Source organism: Microcystis sp. LEGE 00066, from assembly GCF_015207925.1.
Classification (GTDB): domain Bacteria; phylum Cyanobacteriota; class Cyanobacteriia; order Cyanobacteriales; family Microcystaceae; genus Microcystis; species Microcystis ichthyoblabe_A.
In genome coordinates, this window is the sequence record NZ_JADEVX010000032.1 from 1 (window position 1) to 19,350 (window position 19,350).

General features: G+C 41.1%; 17 protein-coding genes. 5 read left to right on the top strand and 12 right to left on the bottom strand.

The window, feature by feature from the left end; genetic code table 11:
- Window positions 1–67: 67 nt before the first annotated feature.
- Window positions 68–991 (bottom strand): serine/threonine protein kinase, encoded by a 924-nt coding sequence (locus tag IQ224_RS06665; RefSeq protein WP_194032743.1) that lies wholly within the window; start codon window positions 989–991, stop codon window positions 68–70.
- Window positions 992–1,277: 286 nt separating this feature from the next.
- Entirely contained in the window at window positions 1,278–2,054 is a 777-nt protein-coding gene (gene fabI, locus IQ224_RS06670; RefSeq protein WP_002740281.1) for an enoyl-ACP reductase FabI, read from the bottom strand.
- 214 nt (window positions 2,055–2,268) lie between these two features.
- Here fabI and ntcA point away from each other — a divergent pair, with 214 nt between their 5' ends.
- Together ntcA and IQ224_RS06680 are read left to right on the top strand one after the other, a co-directional pair.
- A complete protein-coding gene (gene ntcA, locus IQ224_RS06675; RefSeq protein ID WP_002750097.1) occupies window positions 2,269–2,946 on the top strand; it encodes a global nitrogen regulator NtcA in 678 nt (225 codons plus the stop codon).
- Window positions 2,947–2,954: 8 nt separating this feature from the next.
- The gene (locus tag IQ224_RS06680) at window positions 2,955–4,442 is read left to right on the top strand and encodes a DUF3084 domain-containing protein (protein ID WP_002743595.1); all 1,488 of its coding nucleotides are present in this window, start codon (window positions 2,955–2,957) and stop codon (window positions 4,440–4,442) included.
- A gap of 13 nt (window positions 4,443–4,455) precedes the next feature.
- Here the strand turns inward: IQ224_RS06680 and IQ224_RS06685 are convergent, their stop codons facing one another.
- From IQ224_RS06685 to ccsB, 6 genes are all read right to left on the bottom strand, one after another.
- The gene (locus IQ224_RS06685) at window positions 4,456–5,040 is read right to left on the bottom strand and encodes a Uma2 family endonuclease (protein ID WP_194032744.1); all 585 of its coding nucleotides are present in this window, start codon (window positions 5,038–5,040) and stop codon (window positions 4,456–4,458) included.
- Window positions 5,041–5,120: 80 nt separating this feature from the next.
- On the bottom strand, window positions 5,121–5,696 hold the full coding sequence (locus IQ224_RS06690; RefSeq protein ID WP_194032745.1) for a Uma2 family endonuclease: 576 nt from the start codon (window positions 5,694–5,696) through the stop codon (window positions 5,121–5,123).
- A 46-nt stretch (window positions 5,697–5,742) separates the two neighbouring features.
- The gene (locus IQ224_RS06695; protein WP_110578982.1) at window positions 5,743–6,987 is read right to left on the bottom strand and encodes an ATP-binding protein; all 1,245 of its coding nucleotides are present in this window, start codon (window positions 6,985–6,987) and stop codon (window positions 5,743–5,745) included.
- Window positions 6,988–7,229: 242 nt separating this feature from the next.
- Entirely contained in the window at window positions 7,230–8,552 is a 1,323-nt protein-coding gene (locus tag IQ224_RS06700; protein ID WP_194032746.1) for a serine/threonine-protein kinase, read from the bottom strand.
- A 223-nt stretch (window positions 8,553–8,775) separates the two neighbouring features.
- Window positions 8,776–9,669: an aspartoacylase gene (locus tag IQ224_RS06705; RefSeq protein ID WP_194032747.1), complete on the bottom strand. Its 894-nt coding sequence runs from the start codon at window positions 9,667–9,669 to the stop codon at window positions 8,776–8,778.
- A gap of 164 nt (window positions 9,670–9,833) precedes the next feature.
- Complete coding sequence (gene ccsB, locus IQ224_RS06710; RefSeq protein ID WP_194032748.1) at window positions 9,834–10,820, bottom strand: c-type cytochrome biogenesis protein CcsB; 987 nt, start codon at window positions 10,818–10,820, stop codon at window positions 9,834–9,836.
- A 132-nt stretch (window positions 10,821–10,952) separates the two neighbouring features.
- Between ccsB and ftsH the strand changes: the two genes are divergently transcribed.
- Window positions 10,953–12,917: an ATP-dependent zinc metalloprotease FtsH gene (ftsH, locus tag IQ224_RS06715; RefSeq protein WP_194032749.1), complete on the top strand. Its 1,965-nt coding sequence runs from the start codon at window positions 10,953–10,955 to the stop codon at window positions 12,915–12,917.
- Window positions 12,918–12,950: 33 nt separating this feature from the next.
- Here ftsH and IQ224_RS06720 read toward each other — a convergent pair whose 3' ends face one another.
- From IQ224_RS06720 to IQ224_RS06730, 3 genes are all read right to left on the bottom strand, one after another.
- A complete protein-coding gene (locus IQ224_RS06720; RefSeq protein ID WP_194032750.1) occupies window positions 12,951–14,867 on the bottom strand; it encodes a hypothetical protein in 1,917 nt (638 codons plus the stop codon).
- On the bottom strand, window positions 14,836–15,189 hold the full coding sequence (locus IQ224_RS06725; protein WP_002743615.1) for a hypothetical protein: 354 nt from the start codon (window positions 15,187–15,189) through the stop codon (window positions 14,836–14,838). Before IQ224_RS06725 ends, IQ224_RS06720 begins: the two co-directional genes overlap by 32 nt.
- Window positions 15,190–15,307: 118 nt before the next feature.
- Window positions 15,308–15,859 (bottom strand): thioredoxin family protein, encoded by a 552-nt coding sequence (locus tag IQ224_RS06730; protein ID WP_002743616.1) that lies wholly within the window; start codon window positions 15,857–15,859, stop codon window positions 15,308–15,310.
- Window positions 15,860–15,895: 36 nt separating this feature from the next.
- Between IQ224_RS06730 and IQ224_RS06735 the strand changes: the two genes are divergently transcribed.
- Window positions 15,896–16,300, top strand: a complete 405-nt coding sequence (locus tag IQ224_RS06735) for an NIL domain-containing protein (RefSeq protein WP_002739790.1) — start codon at window positions 15,896–15,898, stop codon at window positions 16,298–16,300.
- A gap of 236 nt (window positions 16,301–16,536) precedes the next feature.
- A complete protein-coding gene (locus IQ224_RS06740) occupies window positions 16,537–17,946 on the top strand; it encodes an isochorismate synthase MenF (RefSeq protein ID WP_002743618.1) in 1,410 nt (469 codons plus the stop codon).
- Between the two features lie 11 nt (window positions 17,947–17,957).
- On the opposite strand, the gene IQ224_RS06745 is transcribed toward IQ224_RS06740, so the two are convergent.
- Window positions 17,958–19,334 (bottom strand): aldehyde dehydrogenase, encoded by a 1,377-nt coding sequence (locus IQ224_RS06745; protein WP_002743621.1) that lies wholly within the window; start codon window positions 19,332–19,334, stop codon window positions 17,958–17,960.
- Window positions 19,335–19,350: the final 16 nt, after the last annotated feature.

Sequence of the window (19,350 nt, forward strand, 5' to 3'; positions counted from 1 at the left end):
GTCTCCTGTCTCCTGTCTCCTGTCTCCTGTCTCCTGTCTCCTGTCTCCTGTCTCCTGACGGTTAAATTCATTGACTTACTTTTAACTGTAAGCGAAAGTGGACGGGGGTAGAAGACTGGGGGAGAATAACTAATTCATAAAATCCCTCTTCGGGTAATTGACCAGACCATTGCCGATCGCTAGACTTATGTAAAAGGGTAATATTACCCGTGGGAGAGTAGAAAGATAGTAAAACTTCGCCTTCCGCCTCTAAATTTAAGTTTAACCGATCACTGGAACGCAATTTTATTGCATAGGCTTTTCCTTGTCCCTGGCTGAGAATTGCCTCGATAACTTCCTCCCCCCCCGCGTCTAAACTTTCGATCGCTTGGTAGGATAGGCCAGACTGTAAAGATTGTAACTGATTCCAGGCCAAACCACTCCATAGTTGACCCAGGCTTGTATCAAAACTTGGTCTTTCTGTCAATTCGGGAAATAACTGAAAAAAGGCAGTATCAGTGAGTAAATTAAAGACTCTACCGCTTAAGCGTAGTTGATTCACTTGTTCTCGCCATTTTTCTCGCTGTTGCTCGTTGTAGCTACCTAATGCTTCTCTAGTGCCAGAATCGAGACGTTCTAAGCGATCGAGTACTTCTGCTCCTAGAATGTCTCTCTGTTCCTGTTTCTGTTTTTCCTCTTTGATATCCCCATAGCGGAGGTTAAACAATTCATTGACGAGATTTTTAAAAAACTGACTATCAATTCCCAACTCTAGACGACGCTTTCTCATCTCAGTTTTCCGTTGCCATGCCGTATCTGTGGCAGAATTAAAATTATTTTCCTCCGTGGCAAAAACGGGTTTAACGGTTTCGTGTTGATTGCTGTGTTTAACCCACTGTTTCCCGATTAACCAGCCTATTGCCGCCGATAATAGCATCAAGAGGCAAAAAATAGCGATTCTGCCAGAACAGCCGAGAAAAACGGGCGATTTATTCCGAGAATTGGCGGCCATTGTCTTCTTAGACGATTTAGGGTTTTGGTCTGTAAAGATGAGATTAACACAAATAATAGGCTAAGACGCATTTTAATCGCCTATCCTGAGATTCGCCGAATCTTCCCCAATCCCTTCACCAATGCAAAAATGAAAAGCATCATTGAGAAATTGTTTGAAAATAGGGAATAAATTGTGAAAAAATTAAATGAACCTTCAGACCGATCACAATTAACCCCAAAGAAGTCAAAAATCCCCCTTCAGAACCCCGTGACACTAATAACTAATAACTAATAACTGAATAAAACTACATTCCCATAATTTCGTAACCGGAATCTACATAAATAATCTGACCGGTAATACCACTAGAAAGATCACTGGCTAAAAAAGCGGCCGTATTTCCTACCTCAATTTGTGTCACGGTGCGATGTAAAGGAGCGATTTCTTCCACATGATGGATCATATCAAGAATTCCCCCCACGGCCGAAGATGCTAAGGTGCGAATTGGACCGGCAGAAATACCATTGACTCGGATCTTTTGGCCACCTAATTCCGCAGCTAAATAGCGAACACTCATTTCTAAACCGGCCTTTGCCACCCCCATTAAATTATAGTTAGGAATTACCTTGACACCACCGAGATAGGTAAGAGTGATAATACTTCCCCCTTCCGTCATCAAGGGTTTAGCCGATCGCGCTAGACGGGTTAGGGAAAAAGTGCTAATATCTAGGGATTTAGTGAAAGCTTCCCGGGGAATGGCGGTAAAATCGCCCGTTAAACCCTCTTTATCGGCAAAAGCGAGACAGTGAATCAAAATATCCAGTTTACCCCATTTTTCCGCCACTGTAGCGAAAGTATCTTCTACCTGTTGGTCATTTTGGACATCGCAGGGGACATAAAAAGCGGGATTAAGTTCATCGGCCAATTCTCGCACTTTTTTTTCAAAACGGCCTTTTTCGTCGGGGAGATAGGTGACACCGATATTTGCACCAGCTTGATGGAGTTGTTGAGCAATTCCCCAAGCGATCGAGCGATTATTGGCAATTCCTGTCACTAGGGCGTTTTTTCCCGTTAAATCTAACATAGTTCTCGTTTCTCTTACAAAAATCTCCCCAATAGCCGACCCCAGCGAGATTCGGTATAATAGGGATACAGATAACGGGGCAGCAATGATCACCCCTCCCCCATTGTCTGGCAAAAAGCGCCCAAAACTTTTCCCAGTTTAGCGAGCGGTTGTGTTTAATAGAGGTGACACTCGTTGGATAATAAAAACAATTTTCCCCTTTTTTGGATGTGAGATGGACTTATCATTAATACAAGATAAACCCCTAGCAGATGTGTTCCGTCGAATCGGCAGCGGCAATTTCCCCCCGGTGGTGGAGTTGTTCGAGCGTGGCAAAACGATCTTTTTCCCGGGAGATCCCGCTGAAAGAGTCTATTTTTTGCTGAAAGGAGCCGTTAAGTTGTCGCGAGTCTATGAAGCGGGAGAAGAAATTACCGTGGCTCTACTGCGGGAAAATAGCGTCTTTGGTGTGCTATCCTTACTCACTGGTCAGCGATCGGATCGTTTTTATCATGCCGTGGCTTTTACTCCGGTAGAATTACTCTCGGCCCCGATCGAGCAGGTAGAAAGATCCCTCCGCAATAATCCCGATTTATCAATGTTGATGCTGCAGGGTTTGTCCTCGCGGATTCTGCAAACGGAAATGATGATCGAAACCTTAGCTCACCGGGATATGGGTTCACGTTTGGTCAGTTTTTTGTTAATTCTCTGTCGTGATTTTGGGGTTCCCACCACCGATGGCATCCGGGTGGATCTAAAATTGTCTCACCAAGCGATCGCAGAAGCGATCGGTTCTACCCGCGTCACTGTCACCCGTTTATTGGGAGAGCTGCGGGATCAAGAAATGGTCTCAATTTACAAGAAGAAAATTACCGTCCATAATCCCGTCGCTCTCAGTCAACAATTTACTTAAAATTCTGGATGACTAGCGCTTATATTTTAGTTTTGGCCATCGTGGTTTTAGGTGGTCTGATAGCGGCGATTGGCGATCGTATAGGTAGCCGTATCGGTAAGAAAAGGATGCGTTTATTTAATCTGCGTCCGAAACAAACCGCAACTTTGATGACGATTGTAACGGGAATTTTGATCGCCGGTTCGACTTTAATTGTCTTATTTGCTTCTAGTAAATCCCTGCGTCAAGGGGTTTTTGAACTGGATCGTCTCTTAAATGAACGTCGTGCCGCTATCAAAGATTTAGAAAGTCAGGTAAGAAAAACCACCGAACAAAAAAATCGAGTGGAAAAGGCTTTAAAAACGGCTAAAAGTGAACAGATAGCTGTGCAGAAACGTCTAGAGGTTCTTAATAAAAATTATCAAGCTTCTCGTCAACGTTTGCGATTAGTTTCGGGACAGTTGGAAAAGTTTCGCAAGGAAGTGGCTAATTTAAATAATGAACGAGTTATTTTAACTAATCAAAAGGCACAGTTAAGCAGTCAACGGGATCAATTGTCCCAACAAAAATCAATTCTTTCTAGTCAGATAAATCAACTACAAACCACCGTTCAAGTTAGAGATAAAGAGTTAGCTAATCAACAAAAGTTATTAACAACCAGACAAGCGCGACTTCAACAGTTGGAAACTCAACAAAAAACCCTACAGCTAGAAATTGATCGCCGGGATCAACGTATTGGAGAACTCGATCGATCGATTGTGGATAAAAATTTTGCTTTGGAACAGCGCGAGGGAAAATTAAAAGATTTAGAAACCCAAATGGCTTTTCTTAAGCGGGAAGTGGAAGTTTTAGAACAATACTATCAAACCTATCAAGAATTGCGGGAAAAACAAATCGCTATTTTCCGGGGACAGGTGTTATCTTTTGGAGCTTTTCGTATTGTCGATCCCCAAGCTATTGTCGCTGTTATTGATAAGTTATTGCGGGAAGCGAATATAAATGCTATCCGTGCCACCCAACCGAATCAGCCTAATTTTGACCAGCGTTTAGTTAAGATCACAAAAGCACAGGTAGAACAGTTAAGTCAACAATTACAGGACGGTAAAGAATATGTGGTGAGAATCCTTTCCGCAGGTAATTATGTCTTAGGAGAAAGCGAGATTCGTGTCTTTGCTGATGTGGTTCCCAATCAAAGAGTTTTTGAGGAGAAACAGGTGATCGCTACCGTTTCTATTGATCCCCAAAATATGACAGAAGAAGACCTACAAAAGCGATTAGATTTACTCTTAGCTTCGGCTCAATTTCGCGCTAGAAGTGCGGGAGTTTTAGGGTCAATTCAAGTAGAAGATGGTTTATTAACTACGGTAGTTAACTTTATTGGTCAAGTGAAAAAGTCGGGTAATTCTATCGAGACACTTGAGGCAGTTGCTGCTAGTAAAACTAATACATCTGGACCTTTAACTTTGCGTTTAGTAGCGGTAAAAGATGGTAAAATTGTTTTTAGTACGTCTTCTTAAAAGATAGCTAAAGTTAGGATTTGAGATTAAAATCAACTCCTTCGTAAATATCGACAAGATTTAAGCTAATTCCTAAAGAATCTAGGGATATAATTCCCCTTGCTGGGGTGTATTCTTGCAGTAACCAATTATTTTCCGAGGTTTTGCTATAGGATTCTATTAGTATCTCCTCTTGACTGACGAGAAGATATTGGTTTAATTGGGGTATAGAACGATAATAACGAAATTTATCACCCCGATCATAACTAGAGGTGGAAGGGGATAAAACTTCGATAATTACACAGGGATTTAAAATTTCATCGTTGCGATTATCACTAAATAATGGTTCCCCAGCAATGATCATTAAATCTGGGTATAAACCGCGATTATATTGGGGTATCCATAGACGCAAATCACTGGGAAAGACTTCATAAATAGTTTTCCTTAAAGCATTATCTAACAAGCGAATTAAATTGCGTACCAGTCGATTATGATTGATGCTTCCCCCTGTCATATCGATAATTTCCCCGTCGTGATATTCGTGTTTAGTTTCCGCTCTAGCTTCTAAATTACGATATTCTTCTAAGCTGAGAGTTTCGGTAGGAGATCGAGTTAGCATTTTCTCTGTCACAGAATTTTTAATCCTCCCGATTATAACCTAGATCACAGAAAAAAGGGTTATCATTCATCAATTATTCTTCAATTAAAATTAATTCCTTCGTAAATATCGACAAGATTTAAGCTAATTCCTAAAGAATCTAGGGATATAATTCCCCTTGCTGGGGTGTATTCTTGCAGTAACCAATTATTTTCTGAGGTTTTGCTATAGGATTCTATTAGTATCTCCGATTGACTGACGAGAAGATATTGGTTTAATTGGGGTATAGAACGATAATAACGAAATTTATCACCCCGATCATAACTAGAGGTGGAAGGGGATAAAACTTCGATAATTACACAGGGATTTAAAATTTCATCGTTGCGATTATCACTAAATAATGGTTCCCCAGCAATGATCATTAAATCTGGGTATAAACCGCGATTATATTGGGGTATCCATAGACGTAGATCGCTAGATTGAAGACGGTAATTAGTTCCTCCTAAAGCTAATTTTAGCAGGACAATAAGATTAATGAGAATACTATTATGATTGATGGTTCCCCCTGTCATATCGATAATTTCCCCGTCGTGATATTCGTGTTTAGTTTCTGCGCTAGTTTCTAAATTACGATATTCTTCTAAGCTGAGGGTTTTGGGAGGAGATGAAGTCAACATTTTTCTAGATTAGATATTCTTTTATTTAATCATAACACAATTAATACTACCTATTTAATTCTAATTCCCCTTGGAGAAAATCAACAAATTGTCTGGCAGTTCTTCCTGATCGCCCATTATGTTGGGTTGCCCATTGTTTGGCACGAAATTCTAAGTCTTCTAAGCTAATTTTTAATTTAGCTACACTGGCTAAATGACGCACTATTTTCAAATACTTTTCTTGATTAGCTGGTTCAAAAGTTAGGGTTAAACCAAAGCGATCACTAAAGGATAATTTTTCTTGTACTGTGTCCCAATTATGCACTTCATCCCCATCTTTTGGTTGTGGTCGATCGGCGAAAAATTCTCTGACTAAATGTCGGCGATTAGAAGTGGCATAAACTACGACATTTTTCGGTCTAGCGGTGACACTTCCCTCTAAAACAACCTTTAAAGCTTTAAAAGCTTCATCATCTTCTTCAAAGGATAAATCATCGACAAAGATAATAAATTTCTGCGGTAAATCTCGCAGAATTTCAATAATTAATGGTAGGTCTTTTAATTGGGATTTGGCCACTTCAATTAATCGCAATCCTTGACTATGGTATTTTTGCAATAATCCCTTGACTAGAGAGGATTTTCCCGAACCACGACTGCCATAGAGTAGGACATTTAAAGCGGGATAACCTGCTAATAAAAACTCAGTGTTTTTAATCAAGGTTTCCTTGGGCATTTCATAACCGACTATTTCTTGAATCTGCACGGGATCGGGATGAGTAATCCCTTGTAATCGGCCTTCTTGCCACCTTAAAGCTTGATAACGGGCAAAAATTCCTGTACCACATTCGCGATAATAATCGGCTAAATCTTCCACTAATTCCGTCCAATCTAAACCCGAATGTAGAAAACTTTCTAATTTATTGTCCACTTCCCAAGCGGGGAAACTGAGAAATTTAATTCGCTCAAAAATTGTCGAATTGCTGAGGCTATAAATGCTAGAATTATAGAGAGATTGGAGGATAGATAAATCCTGTTTCACGCCATTAATTAAAGATTCGGGTAACTCCCAAACACTTTTTTTCTGTACCTGTTGACTAAAGGGATTGTCATCTAATAAAATTTGTTCGACTAGAAAATCATTCCAACTAATATTTTTAGATGCTAAAGCTTGAAACCATTGACCATATGCTTTAAGAAAATCGGCGATATTATCCGTAGATAATAGGGTAATAAATGCCTGGCCAATAGCATTATTAAAAACCCCTTGATACAAAACTAACAAGCTGACTTTTTGGTAAATTTCAGATATCATTTTTTATTCTCCACTAATAACTAACATTTCATGGCTGATTTTTTACAATTCCTAATCCGATTTAATAATTGCCGTCTTCTAGCTGAGGGAATGTAAATCAGCTATTATTTTATCAAGATAGGGTAATCTCTGCAAGATTAAGGTTAAAAAAGGGAAAATGCCTACCGACTAATTCCCAAGATTTCTTGAGATGAGGTACAAGGTTTTCGTTTTTGGGAGACGGTTGATAATACATTGTCAGGTTACACTTCCTCTTGATGAGAAACGTTATATCTGATAAAATTTAACCAATCTTGGATTTCCTGTCCTAACCAGAGACATTCATCCTCGCGGAGATTCTGGCCGATAAGATAATAATTTTTAGCCGTCCGCAGACGAATCTGATAGTTACCTTCTGTGCCATTGCTATGGAGAAAAATACCCCATAAATCTTGAGTTTTAAAAGCAAATTTTTTGTAGATAAAATTGAAAAGTTTATATTTAATTAAAACTTCTTGAGGGGTAAGAATTAATTGCATCTCCCGCAAACAAATAAAACTAATCAGAGCTATAATAAAGGTAAGAATCGGGGAGATAAAGATAGTGACAGTAAGGACAATCGCCAAAGAGCAGAGGGTAGGCGCATCGGAAGGTAGCTTAATTTTTGGGGGTAAATTAATCTCTAAATTATCCCTATGTTTAGCGATGCGGATGGAACTGTGGGGAGGTTTTGGTAATTTCTTAGGATCGATTAAACTTGATACTTGACGATAGGAGGGATGTTGGAGAAATTTCAGGGCTTCTCTGGCACTTTTAAACCGCTTTTCTACTGCCATATCGGTCATAGTTTCTAACCAATCGATTAAATCATCATCGATTGTCACCAGTTGGCGAAATTGAATTTTAGAGTCGCGGTGGGGCAGTTCTATCGGCACAATTCCCGTCAATAAATGAATTAAAGTCATACCTAAAGCATATAAATCAGAACTGGGAACCGCCCGGCCCCAAAATTGTTCTAGGGGTGCATAACCACTCGTTCCCACCACAGTAAAAGTAACTCCCGTCACTGCACCTCTGGACTGGACTGCGCCAAAATCCACTAAATAAACGTTATTTTCCGAGTTAATAATTAAATTACTAGGTTTAATATCTCGATGTAATACTGGGGGCGATAATTCATGCAAATAAATGAGAATTTCGAGAACTTCTTGGGCAATATTCCGAATTACCGTAGCGGTGAAACGTTGCCCCCTTTCTAAGCGATCGCTTAAGGATTCTCCCGGTATATAATCTTGTACAAGTACAAACCAAGGAATCCCGTCACCTTGATTTTTATCGAGGGAAAAATAATCGCGATAGCGGGGAATACGGGGATGATAGAGAGAAGCTAAGACGGCTGCCTCCCGTTCAAATAATTTTAATTCTTCCCACTCCATCTGGGGACTAAAAGCGAGGAGTTTAATAATTACCGATTCCTGGGATAATATATCGGTAGCTAACCAAGTTTGACGACCGATAGCGGTATTTCCCAGGCGTTGTTGTAGTCGGTAACGTTCAGCTAAAAGAGAATGAGAAGTAAAGGTCATAGTGGCTTTTCCCTTATTTAGGGTCTGCTGAAAAAGTTTTTCCTGGGGACAGGGTGTGGGGTGTGGGGAAGTGGGGAAGTGGAGAAGTGGGGGAATTTCAACTAAAACCCTAACACCCTAAACCCCTAAACCCCTAAACCCCTATCTCCTGACTCCTGACGACCGGCTACTGACGACTGGCTACTGACTCCTAACCCCACCAACAAACTTTTTGCCGCAAACCCTAATTAATATCAATTTGTTTTTTGGCTGTCCAACAAAGGGCGATTCCTTTTTCTTTATAGGAAGATTCTCCGACAAAGATAGGATATAATTCAGATTCACCACGATAGATAATTTCCTGGCCATCAAATCCTAGAAAAATCGGTTGATTGGGTTGAATTGCCTGATAATCTCGTTGGAGAATCTGAGGATGTAACATAGCTTTAATTTCACCCTGTTCATCCCTAGGATAATCGATCGAGCCTAAACGTTGGTAAACTGTTAGAGATTCGCTGAAAGTATCGAGATGGGCAGCGAGATAATTTTCCTGTTCGATGTAGTCTAGGATTTGATAAATGAGTGTTTCGGTTTGACGAAAAAGATAGGGACAGATGACACCATGGTTAATTGGACCGATTTCGAGGGTAAAAGCTAGGGGACAAATTCCTTTCAGAAAATGATTTTCTTCCTCGCTGACGGGATGATAAATTAAGCGCACCTCAGGATTAATTTTAGTCAGATAGGTAAATAGTTTTAATAGCCAAGGATGGGGATTAGAATAAATAATCGCCAGCATCATGTTAGATGTGGTGCTGTGAATATCGATTAATAAATCAATGGATTTTTCTCGGATTTCTTTGACTATTTTTTTAGCTCGTTTTTGTTCGTATTGCTGATAATCGGGATTAACTAAATCTTTCTGGTTAAAACAACGATTTAAATCCGTATCGATATATCTAACCCGTTGCTTTAGGGCTAAGGGATTAGCGATGAGACTGTGGGATTGAAAACTGCTGCGAGCAATAAGATTAGGGGACTTTTGTAGGTATTTAACCAAATAAGCGGGAGTTAGTTCATTGCCATGCACACCGGCAATTAAAGCCAGATTTTTAATAGTAGTTTTCTGATAGATCATTTTTTATAATTTTTGAAAAGTTGTAATTATTTATGGTTTGCGGCAAAAAGTTTGTTGGTGGGGTTAGGAGAAAGTTATCAGTTATCAGTTATCAGTTATCAGTTCACTGAGAAAACTCCCCACACCCCACACCCCACACCCTACAACCCACCCCTATAACTGATTTAGAAAAACCAGCCGTAGGAATGAAGACCTTTACCTAAAAGATTCACCCCTAAATAACATACCCAAACCACAACAAAACCACTCGCTGCTAGAATAGCTGGTTTTCTTCCCTGCCATCCCCGGGTAATGCGGGCATGGAGATAAGCGGCAAACACTAACCAAGTGATTAGAGCCCAAGTTTCTTTCGGATCCCAACTCCAATAGGAACCCCAAGCTTCATTGGCCCAAACCGCTCCGGCGATGATACCGATAGTGAGAAGGGGAAAACCAAGACCAATGACCCGATAACTGATATTATCGAGGGTTTCCGCCAAGCTAAGACGTTGGGGCGAAAGAGTCGCCATCGCTGTTAAGGTGGGAGTTAAAAGGGCGGTTGTGCCACCGTTAGCCGTTTCCATGAAAACTGGCGCGGAAAGAGTGGTAGATGACTTATTTTGCAGACGATAGGCCCCCGTACCCACGGAACTGCCTTTTAACTCGATATTTTGACCTCTAGTGACGATCAGAAAAGCGATCGCCATCAGGGAACCCACCATCAAAGCAGCATAACTTAACATCATGACGCTAACGTGCATCATCAACCAATTCGATTTTAAAGCCGGAACCAAGGGCGCCGAAGTTTGCATTTCTCCTGGTAAGGACAAAGTGGCAAAAGCGGTAATCCCCATGGCTACAGGAGTCGTCACCACCCCCACCAGGCGACTGCGGCTAGTGTACTCAGCAATTAAATGAACCGCAGTTACACCCCAAGCGAGAAAGAATAAAGATTCGTAAAGATTGCTAATGGGGAAATAACCCGCTTCTAACCAACGCGCTCCCAATAAAGCGGCGATACAGAGGTTAGCGATGGCCACTCCCGTGCTGCCCAGGCCCGGCAACAAAGGTATGCTGGGAAAGGCTGCCCCGGCCCAATAAACCAGCATAGTTAAAAACAGGACTAAAAAAGAAGTGTTATCGAGAAAGTTCTCTAAGCTAACTAAATTCATGGGATTTCTCTCGTTTGTCGCTCGCTCGCTACCAAGTATTCCATCCTCTATCCTATCCCATCGGTAAGGCGATCGAGATAGGGAATTGTTAGTATAAACTTTGCATTTTCACTCTGACCCACCCTAAAAATTATGACTAATCAAGAAGATAATCAATTTTCCTGGTCGCGTTTGCCTCTGTTAGGCAAAATCCTGATCATTTGTTCTGGTGTTGCCGCTTTAGGCTATTTTCTTATCCCTCGTCCCTCAGAATTATCCAATATTCCCCTCGAACCCTACAGCGAGTTTATCAGTAAAGTGGAACGGGGCGACATCAGTAGGGTCAGAATTGGCAATCAAGTCATCTTGTATCAATTAAAAAATCCTTTAGAATCCCTGCCTATTCTGGGTAATCCCCCCCTTAATCCACCGGGATCAAGTAATCCCTTTCGCGGTGATTCTAGTTCTCTGGCCAGCAAACCAAGCAGTAATCTAGCCCCCGGACGAGTATTGGCCACGATTCCAGTCGATAACCCCCAATTACCCCAACTATTACAGCAAAAAGGCGTAATCTTCGAGGCGATTCCCGTGGTCGAAAACAGTTGGATCACCACTCTCCTCGCTTGGGTGGTTCCCCCCTTAATTTTAGTCGCCGCCATGCAGTTTCTGTTCTATCGCAACGATGACACGCGTAAATCGCTGCTTTTTAATAAAAATCTCGCTAAAGTTTACGGAGACGGCGAAAAATATCCGATTACTTTCAGTGATGTGGCCGGGGCCGAGGAAGCAAAAACCGAGTTAAAGGAAATCGTCGAATTTCTCAAGGATGCCGAGCGCTTTAATAAAATTGGGGCGCGTATTCCTAAGGGTGTTCTCTTAGTCGGACCGCCTGGGACGGGAAAAACCCTCTTAGCAAAAGCGGTCGCGGGGGAAGCGGGAGTGACGTTTTTTAGCATTTCGGCCTCGGAATTCGTGGAATTATTTGTCGGGACCGGGGCAGCCCGGGTGCGGGATCTATTTGCCCAAGCGAAGAAAAATGCCCCTAGCATCATTTTTATTGATGAATTGGACGCGATCGGTAAATCAAGAAGTTCGGGATCGGGAACTAGCGGCAGTAATGATGAGCGCGAGCAGACTTTAAACCAACTTTTGACAGAAATGGACGGTTTTAGCCCCAAAGAAGCCGTCGTCATCGTTTTAGCCGCCACCAATCGCCCAGAGACTCTTGATGCCGCTTTATTGCGTCCGGGGCGCTTTGATCGCCAAGTTTTGGTGGATCGTCCCGATTTAGCGGGAAGATTGGCAATTTTGGAAATATACGCCCAACGAGTCCAGATGGGTGAAGATGTTAACCTCAAAGCGATCGCCACCCAAACCCCCGGTTTTGCCGGTGCCGATTTAGCCAACCTCGTCAATGAGGCTGCTCTCTTGGCTGCCCGTAATAATCGGGAAAAAGTCAGTCAAATCGACTTTAAAGAGGCGATAGAAAGAGTTATCGCTGGTTTAGAAAAGAAAAGTCGGGTTTTATCGGAAAAAGAAAAGAAAATCGTCGCTTATCACGAGGTCGGCCATGCTTTAGTTGGTGCTGTTATGCCGGGAGGTGGTCGCGTCGAGAAAATTTCGATCGTTCCCCGGGGTTTATCCGCTTTGGGTTATACCCTGAAAATTCCCACGGAAGACCGTTTTTTGATGACAGAAACCGAATTTAAAGAACAAATTACTATGTTATTGGGCGGTCGGGCAGCCGAAGAATTAATCTTTGGCAGTGTTACTAATGGCGCTTCCGATGATTTACAAAGGGCGACGGATATTGCGGAAAGAATGGTGACAATTTATGGTATGAGTAAATCCCTGGGTCCCCTAGCCTACGATAAAACGGGACAGGCTAATTTTTTAGGTAATAATCAGGGTAGTCCTCGGCGTTCGATCGGGGAAAATACGGCGAAAGCGATCGATGAAGAGGTTAAACAAATTATCGATGCTAGTTACCAAAAAGCCCTAGCAATTCTTAGTTACAACCGCAATTTATTAGAGTCGATTACCGCTAATCTTCTGACCACGGAAGTAATCGAAGGAGAAGAATTGCAAGAGTTATTAAATCAAGCGCAAATGGTCTGATCAATCATCATAAATAGTGCAGAATATCTAAGCTTAAGGAGAAGACAGAATCAAAGCATTAGAAAATTGATATTTCCCTGCTTTGACGGTTAATTTGCCCTCTTTCCATCCTAAAGAAACGGGAGAGTTATCTCGACTTAAACTGTTATAAAGGGCGAAATTTTTTGACCAATCGTGCTTTTGACCGTTACGAATTAACATCGGCAGTAGATTGATTTGATTATAGGTAAATTGTAAACTCTGCCCTTGACTGCCTTTAAATAAAACCCTGCCTTGCTTAATTTGAGTTAAATTTACTTGACTTTTTTGCTTAAATATGCTCTTGAAATTCTCATAACTACCCTGGGTTGCCGCTTCCCCCACTTCCAGAGCAAAACCCGCATAATTGTTACCTGTGGGTAAAGCTTGGTAGGTATTATCATCGGGATAAGGGGAATTAGGAATCTCGATCATTTCAGGAGAAGAAAGATTTATTAATCTCAGGGCTAACCAAGTTTTTTCTAATTGAATAAACCAGATATTATCATCTTTTTCTACCTTGGCAGTTTTCGGTAATTGCCAGAAAAAAGCTTGGTCTGCTGGTCGTAACCAGATTAAAAGATTACGATATTGTCCGATTTCATCCCCAGGATTTTTGCCCGGTTTTACGCCATTTTTGCCAGTGTTAGCCACAAAAAAATCCACACCTTTGTGTTGATTAAAGGCCATTAATTTAAACGGAGCCACATCGCCATCGGGGAAAGTTCCCGCCAGACTACCCATTTGATAACTAGCCCCAATAAATTGAGTTTCCCAATAACCCGGACTCTGATTATTGCCCGGTTTCCAGTTTTCATATAGGGGTTTACTGGCGAGAATTTCTACCGGTTTATTAAAGTTTTTTCGGGCTAATTCCATCACTGCTAAAGGAGGACGATAACGACTGGTAATTAGATAAAGAGAGTCCAATTCTGGACGATTATTGGCGACGGGAGTATCACCAAAGTATAACCAAAAAGTGCGACCTGCGTGTGATCGCATTACGCCATGGCCATCACCATAATCACGTTTTACAGGGCCACCCCAACCACCCCGATAATATTTAACACTAGCGGCCATGGATAACCAATCTAAGGCCATTTTTGCCCATTGTTTAACTTCCGTATCTTGAGAAAAATCGTAGAGATTGAGATAGGCAGCAAAGGTATGACCTTGATAAACTTCTGAATCCCATTCTCCCATACCGATGTTATATAAAGCCGAAACATAACGCTTAATTTTGCTTTTATAAATTTGACGAGTTGACTCATTTCCGGTTTCTTCGGCCATCAGATAAACCGATGTTTCGCGCATTGCCCGTAGGTTATCAGTATTGCGGCTATCTACCCATAAACCCCGTCTTGTCATACTCCAATCATTACCCGTTCCTTGGCCAATACCGTGGATAGGATGGGGTCGTTGTAAAGGGTCGGTTTCTGTCCAAATTTTCGCCGAATTATACATTCTCTGACGATAAACTGGATCGAGATATTTTCCGAGAAGAAAATATTTTCTAATTTGTCCTTTCAGGGTAAAAGAAAAATAATAATCTATATAATTAGTGTGGGCCTGTTCTTGTGTTTGTGGGTCATCCTGCTGCAGGAAATCTAGGGCTTTTTGCTGGTTTCCTGCCAAGAAATCAAACATGGCCATAGGATAGGATTTTTTCTCGTTTTCTCCCCACAAATTGCCATAACTTTCTGCCCTAGCAAAATGGTTAATAACTTGCTTTGCCCTTTGTTGAAATTCTGCCTCTAATTCTGGTGTCCAATCGTTAAGATATTGGGGTTGAACTTCGGCAACAGGGAAGGAAGCGATCGAGTTTTGAGAAACCGAATAGAGGGAGTTAAAGCCAATAGTAAATAGGGCAATTATTCCCGCTAAAATTAGGTATTTAATTCTAGATCCAATCGTCATCTTCTGCAAATTCATCGATGTTTCCTTGATTTTCTGTGGACTGAGTTTGATTCTCTTTATCTAATTGTAAAGGAACTGGTTCGGGAGCGATAATTTCTGGTAATAATTCTTCGGGTTTTTGACCATCTACCTCCACCACAATCATTTCTGTGACAGGAAACCAAAGAATCCGGCCTTGATCATCACAAACCGTCACCGATCGCGATTTATCTGGAGTCTCGGTTGCGAAGAAATCTCCTAACATTTTGGTGGGTAAAATATTCTTACTTTCACACCCACTAACTCCTAGAAATATATATTCGTTACCTGTGTTCAAATGTTGGACAATAATCGCCATAATTAAAAGGTTTTAGTCAATAAAATGTACTGATTGATAGTTGACTCTTGAATGATAGCTTTCAGCCCTAAGCTTTCCACTGATAACTGATAACTGATAACTGATAACTGATTACTGATTACTGCTTAACTTGACTGCCGTGACTGCGGGGATCAGTTTGACTAGCGCCCACAAGGATATTAAAATCAGAAGTCTCTCCCGCAGTGGTGGCATAGGGTAGGGTAGAATTAGTTAAAAGTGCTTCTAAATTAGCAGTTAAAATTGATTTTGGTTGTTCTCCGATCGCTTGGGCAACCGGTTGTCCTTGGTTATTTAAAAAGACAAAATGGGGAATACCATCCACACGATAACGGAGAATTTCCGGCAACCATTTATTATTATCAACGTTGAGCATAACAAAATTAATGGCATTACCGTATTGTTTTTTAATTTCGGCAATTTCAGGGGCCATCGCCTGACAACTGGTACACCAATTAGCATAAAATTCTGTCAGGGTGGGTTTACCATTGCTGAGGGCAAGATCGAAAGGTGTCGCTTTTTCCGCTTGCGCTTCCAAAGATACGGAACTAGCGGTGGTTTGAAACCCGAAGAAAATCGCTACACTAAGGATAACTGCCGTTACTGCCAGCAGCAGATTTCTGGTTTTGTTGGTGGGTGTGGTGGCTGTCATGGATAGTCTCTCAAAAATTATTCCTATCCTATCCTAATGAAAAAACGCGTTACTCTCACTTTTCCCAAAAAAGCCGTCCATATGCCCGTTACCTATCGACTGGCGAAAGATTTTAACGTCGCCGCTAATATTATCCGCGCCCAAGTTGCCCCCAATCAAGTGGGAACATTAGTATTAGAATTATCGGGAGATATCGATGAGTTAGAAGCGGCGATCGAATGGTTACAATTACAAAATATTGGCGTTTCCCAAGTTAGTCGCGAAATCGTCATTGATGAAGAAAAATGCGTCGATTGTGGCTTATGTACGGGAGTTTGTCCCACGGAAGCTTTAACCCTTGATCCCGAAAGTTTTCGTCTTAAGTTTTTGCGTTCCCGTTGTGTGGTTTGTGAACAATGTATCCCCACTTGTCCCGTGGTGGCAATTTCCACAAACTTGTAAAATAGAAATTATTAAATTAATTTTTTTGCCCATTTAAATAATAGCCATCTCTGGAGATTTTAAGCCTTGATGTGTTGCCAAGGAGGTTAATCGCCACAAATATCCCGCTCGCTTTCTGCCTAAAGACCCTTTCTCCGATATCATAGTTAAAAAGAGAGCCTTGACTCTGGCCACATCTGTGGGGATTACATACCATTAATCATGGTTTTTTTTGCAAAAAATACAAAAAACTTGACATGACTTCTGCCGTTCCTCGCCTTTCCTATCCTGATAGTCCGATTGCTGATCTTCGCGGCCTCTATAACTTTATCCTCAACCCGCAACTGTTAGCCGCAGAAAAGGGAAATCGGTCGATCGTCAGTTTTTGTCAAAAAATTTCCCCCCTTGATCTCCTAGAAATTCTCTCTCGGATTGCTTCTAGCTATCCCACCCATTGTTATTGGGAAAATTCCGAACGAGAAACTGCTTTTCTCGGCTACGGCATCGCTTTTACTGCTACTTTCCACGGCAAACAACGTTTTTTAAAAGCTCAAAAATTTATTGAAAACTGTCAACAAAGAATTATTAAAATTGATAACTATAGCGAGATTACTCCCCGCATCTTTTGTAGTTTCACTTTTTTCGACTCGGCAACAGCTACCCCCTTTCCCTCAGCTACCCTAACCCTGCCTAAGTTTCAAATTATCAAAAAACAATCGGAATATTTTTTCCTGACTAATCTCTTAATCACCGGCGAAAAAGAAATAGAAAACTCCCTCGAAGAAACTATTAATAACCTCAAAATTATCCAAAATAACTCCAGCAATTGCCGACAAAATCCTCACCAGGATCCCTGTAGTTATTATATTCATCCTACCTATAATTTTCAAGCGGCTGTTGCCGATGCCATCCAATCTATCCATGCTCAAAAATTTAGCAAAATTGTCCTCGCTCACGCTCTTGACGTGATTTCTCCTCGTCCTTTTCATCTGGTAAACTGTCTCGATAATTTGCGTCAGCGTCATCCCGATTGCTACACTTTTTCCCTCGGCAATGGACGGGGAGATCATTTTATCGGTGCTAGTCCCGAACGATTGTTAACTGTCCATCAGGGGCAATTAATCACCGATGCTTTAGCGGGATCCGCCCCCCGGGGAGAAAATGCGATCGAAGATGCTCTCTTTGCCAATAAACTCCTCGCTAGTGAAAAAGAACAACGGGAACATCGGGCTGTTAGTGACTTTATTAACCAAAAACTGCGACAAATTGGCTTAAATCCGCAAAATTCTCCCTCTAGATTGTTAAAACTCTCCAATATTCAACATCTCTGGACTCCTATCCATGCCAAACTAAAACCCTCTATCCATCCCCTCGAAATTGTTGCCCAACTACACCCCACTCCTGCTGTTGCTGGGGTTCCCACCGAGATCGCTTTAGCACAAATTCGTCATTATGAAACCTTCGATCGCTCTCTTTATGCCGCTCCTTTGGGTTGGATTGATTGTCACAATAATAGTGAGTTTATTGTTGGTATTCGTTCGGCATTAATTAAAGGCGATCAAGCGCGATTATACGCCGGTGCGGGTATTGTTGCCGGCTCCGATCCAGAAAAAGAACTAGCAGAAATTCAGCTGAAATTTCAAGCTCTCTTAAAAGCTTTAACTTAAACTGTAGCTTTTTAGCGAACTAATAACTTAAATAAGTTTAATTTACCCTTAAAAGGCGGATATTTTAAAACAGGATTGAACCAAAGAGGTGTTTTCATAATCGCTTTTTGGTGACTAAAATTCTCAAAGGAAAAACGACCATGATAGCTACCAATACCGCTATTTCCTCGACCACCAAAGGGTAAACTAGGATTAGTAAAATGAAAACTATTGTTGTTAATACAACCTCCCCCAAACTGGACTGATTCTAACCATTTCTTTTCGGTTTTTGCTTTGGTAGTAAACAGATAAAAAGCTAGAGGGTTAGGGTTTTTAGCAATAATTGCTAAAGCTTCCTCAAAAGTGCTAAAGGCAATGATCGGTAAAATTGGACCGAATATTTCCCCTTGCATAATAGGAGCATCAAGGGAAACATTAGTTAATAAAGTTGGTTGAATATATAGATTTTCTCGATCAGTTTTGCCACCAAAAACAATCTCACCATCTTTGAGCAAGTCAATCAGGCGATCAAATTGTTTATCATTAATTATCTTACCATAATCAGCACTTAATCTGGCATCTTCACCAAAAAAATTAACAATAGTATTAGCTAATTCTCTGATCAAATTCTCCTGCTGGGATTGATGTACTAAAACATAATCAGCTGCGATACACATTTGACCACAATTAGAGAATTTTGTCACGGCAATGCGACGAGTTGCCACGGAAATATTAGCATCAGCTTCGATAACACAGGGACTTTTTCCCCCTAATTCTAGAGTAACAGGAATTAACTTTTCTGCCGCTAGTTGATAAATAATTTTTCCTACCCTTGTACTGCCAGTAAAAAATATATGATCAAAGGTGAAACTGTCTAACGTATTCGGAATTACTTCCGCACCATCTCCGGGTACAATTAACACATATTCTTCAGGGAATATTTCTTGAATTATTTTAATTACTAATTTTTCCGTCGCTGAGGCAAATTCACTCGGTTTTAATACCGCACAGTTACCGGCAGCAATAGCACCAACTAAAGGCACTAATAACAATTGGAGGGGATAATTCCAAGCACCAATAATTAACACCACTCCCAAAGGTTCCCGAATAATTTGACTGGAGGAAGGAAAATTTAAGAGATTAGTTTTAACAGGTTTGGGTTGCATCCATGAGCGCAAATTTTTTAAAGCGTTATTAATTTCCCCCAAAAGGAAACCATTTTCAGTAATCCAACAATCTTCGGGACTTTTCTTTAAATCCCTATATAAAGCTTGATATATCTCTCCTTCATATTTAATAATTGCCTGTTTTAACTTCTCTAACTGCTGACGACGGAATTGATAGGAACGAGTGGCACCACTAACAAAATACTGACGCAATTTGGCTAATTTTTCTGAGTTTGACAGCATCGAAATAACTCCTAAG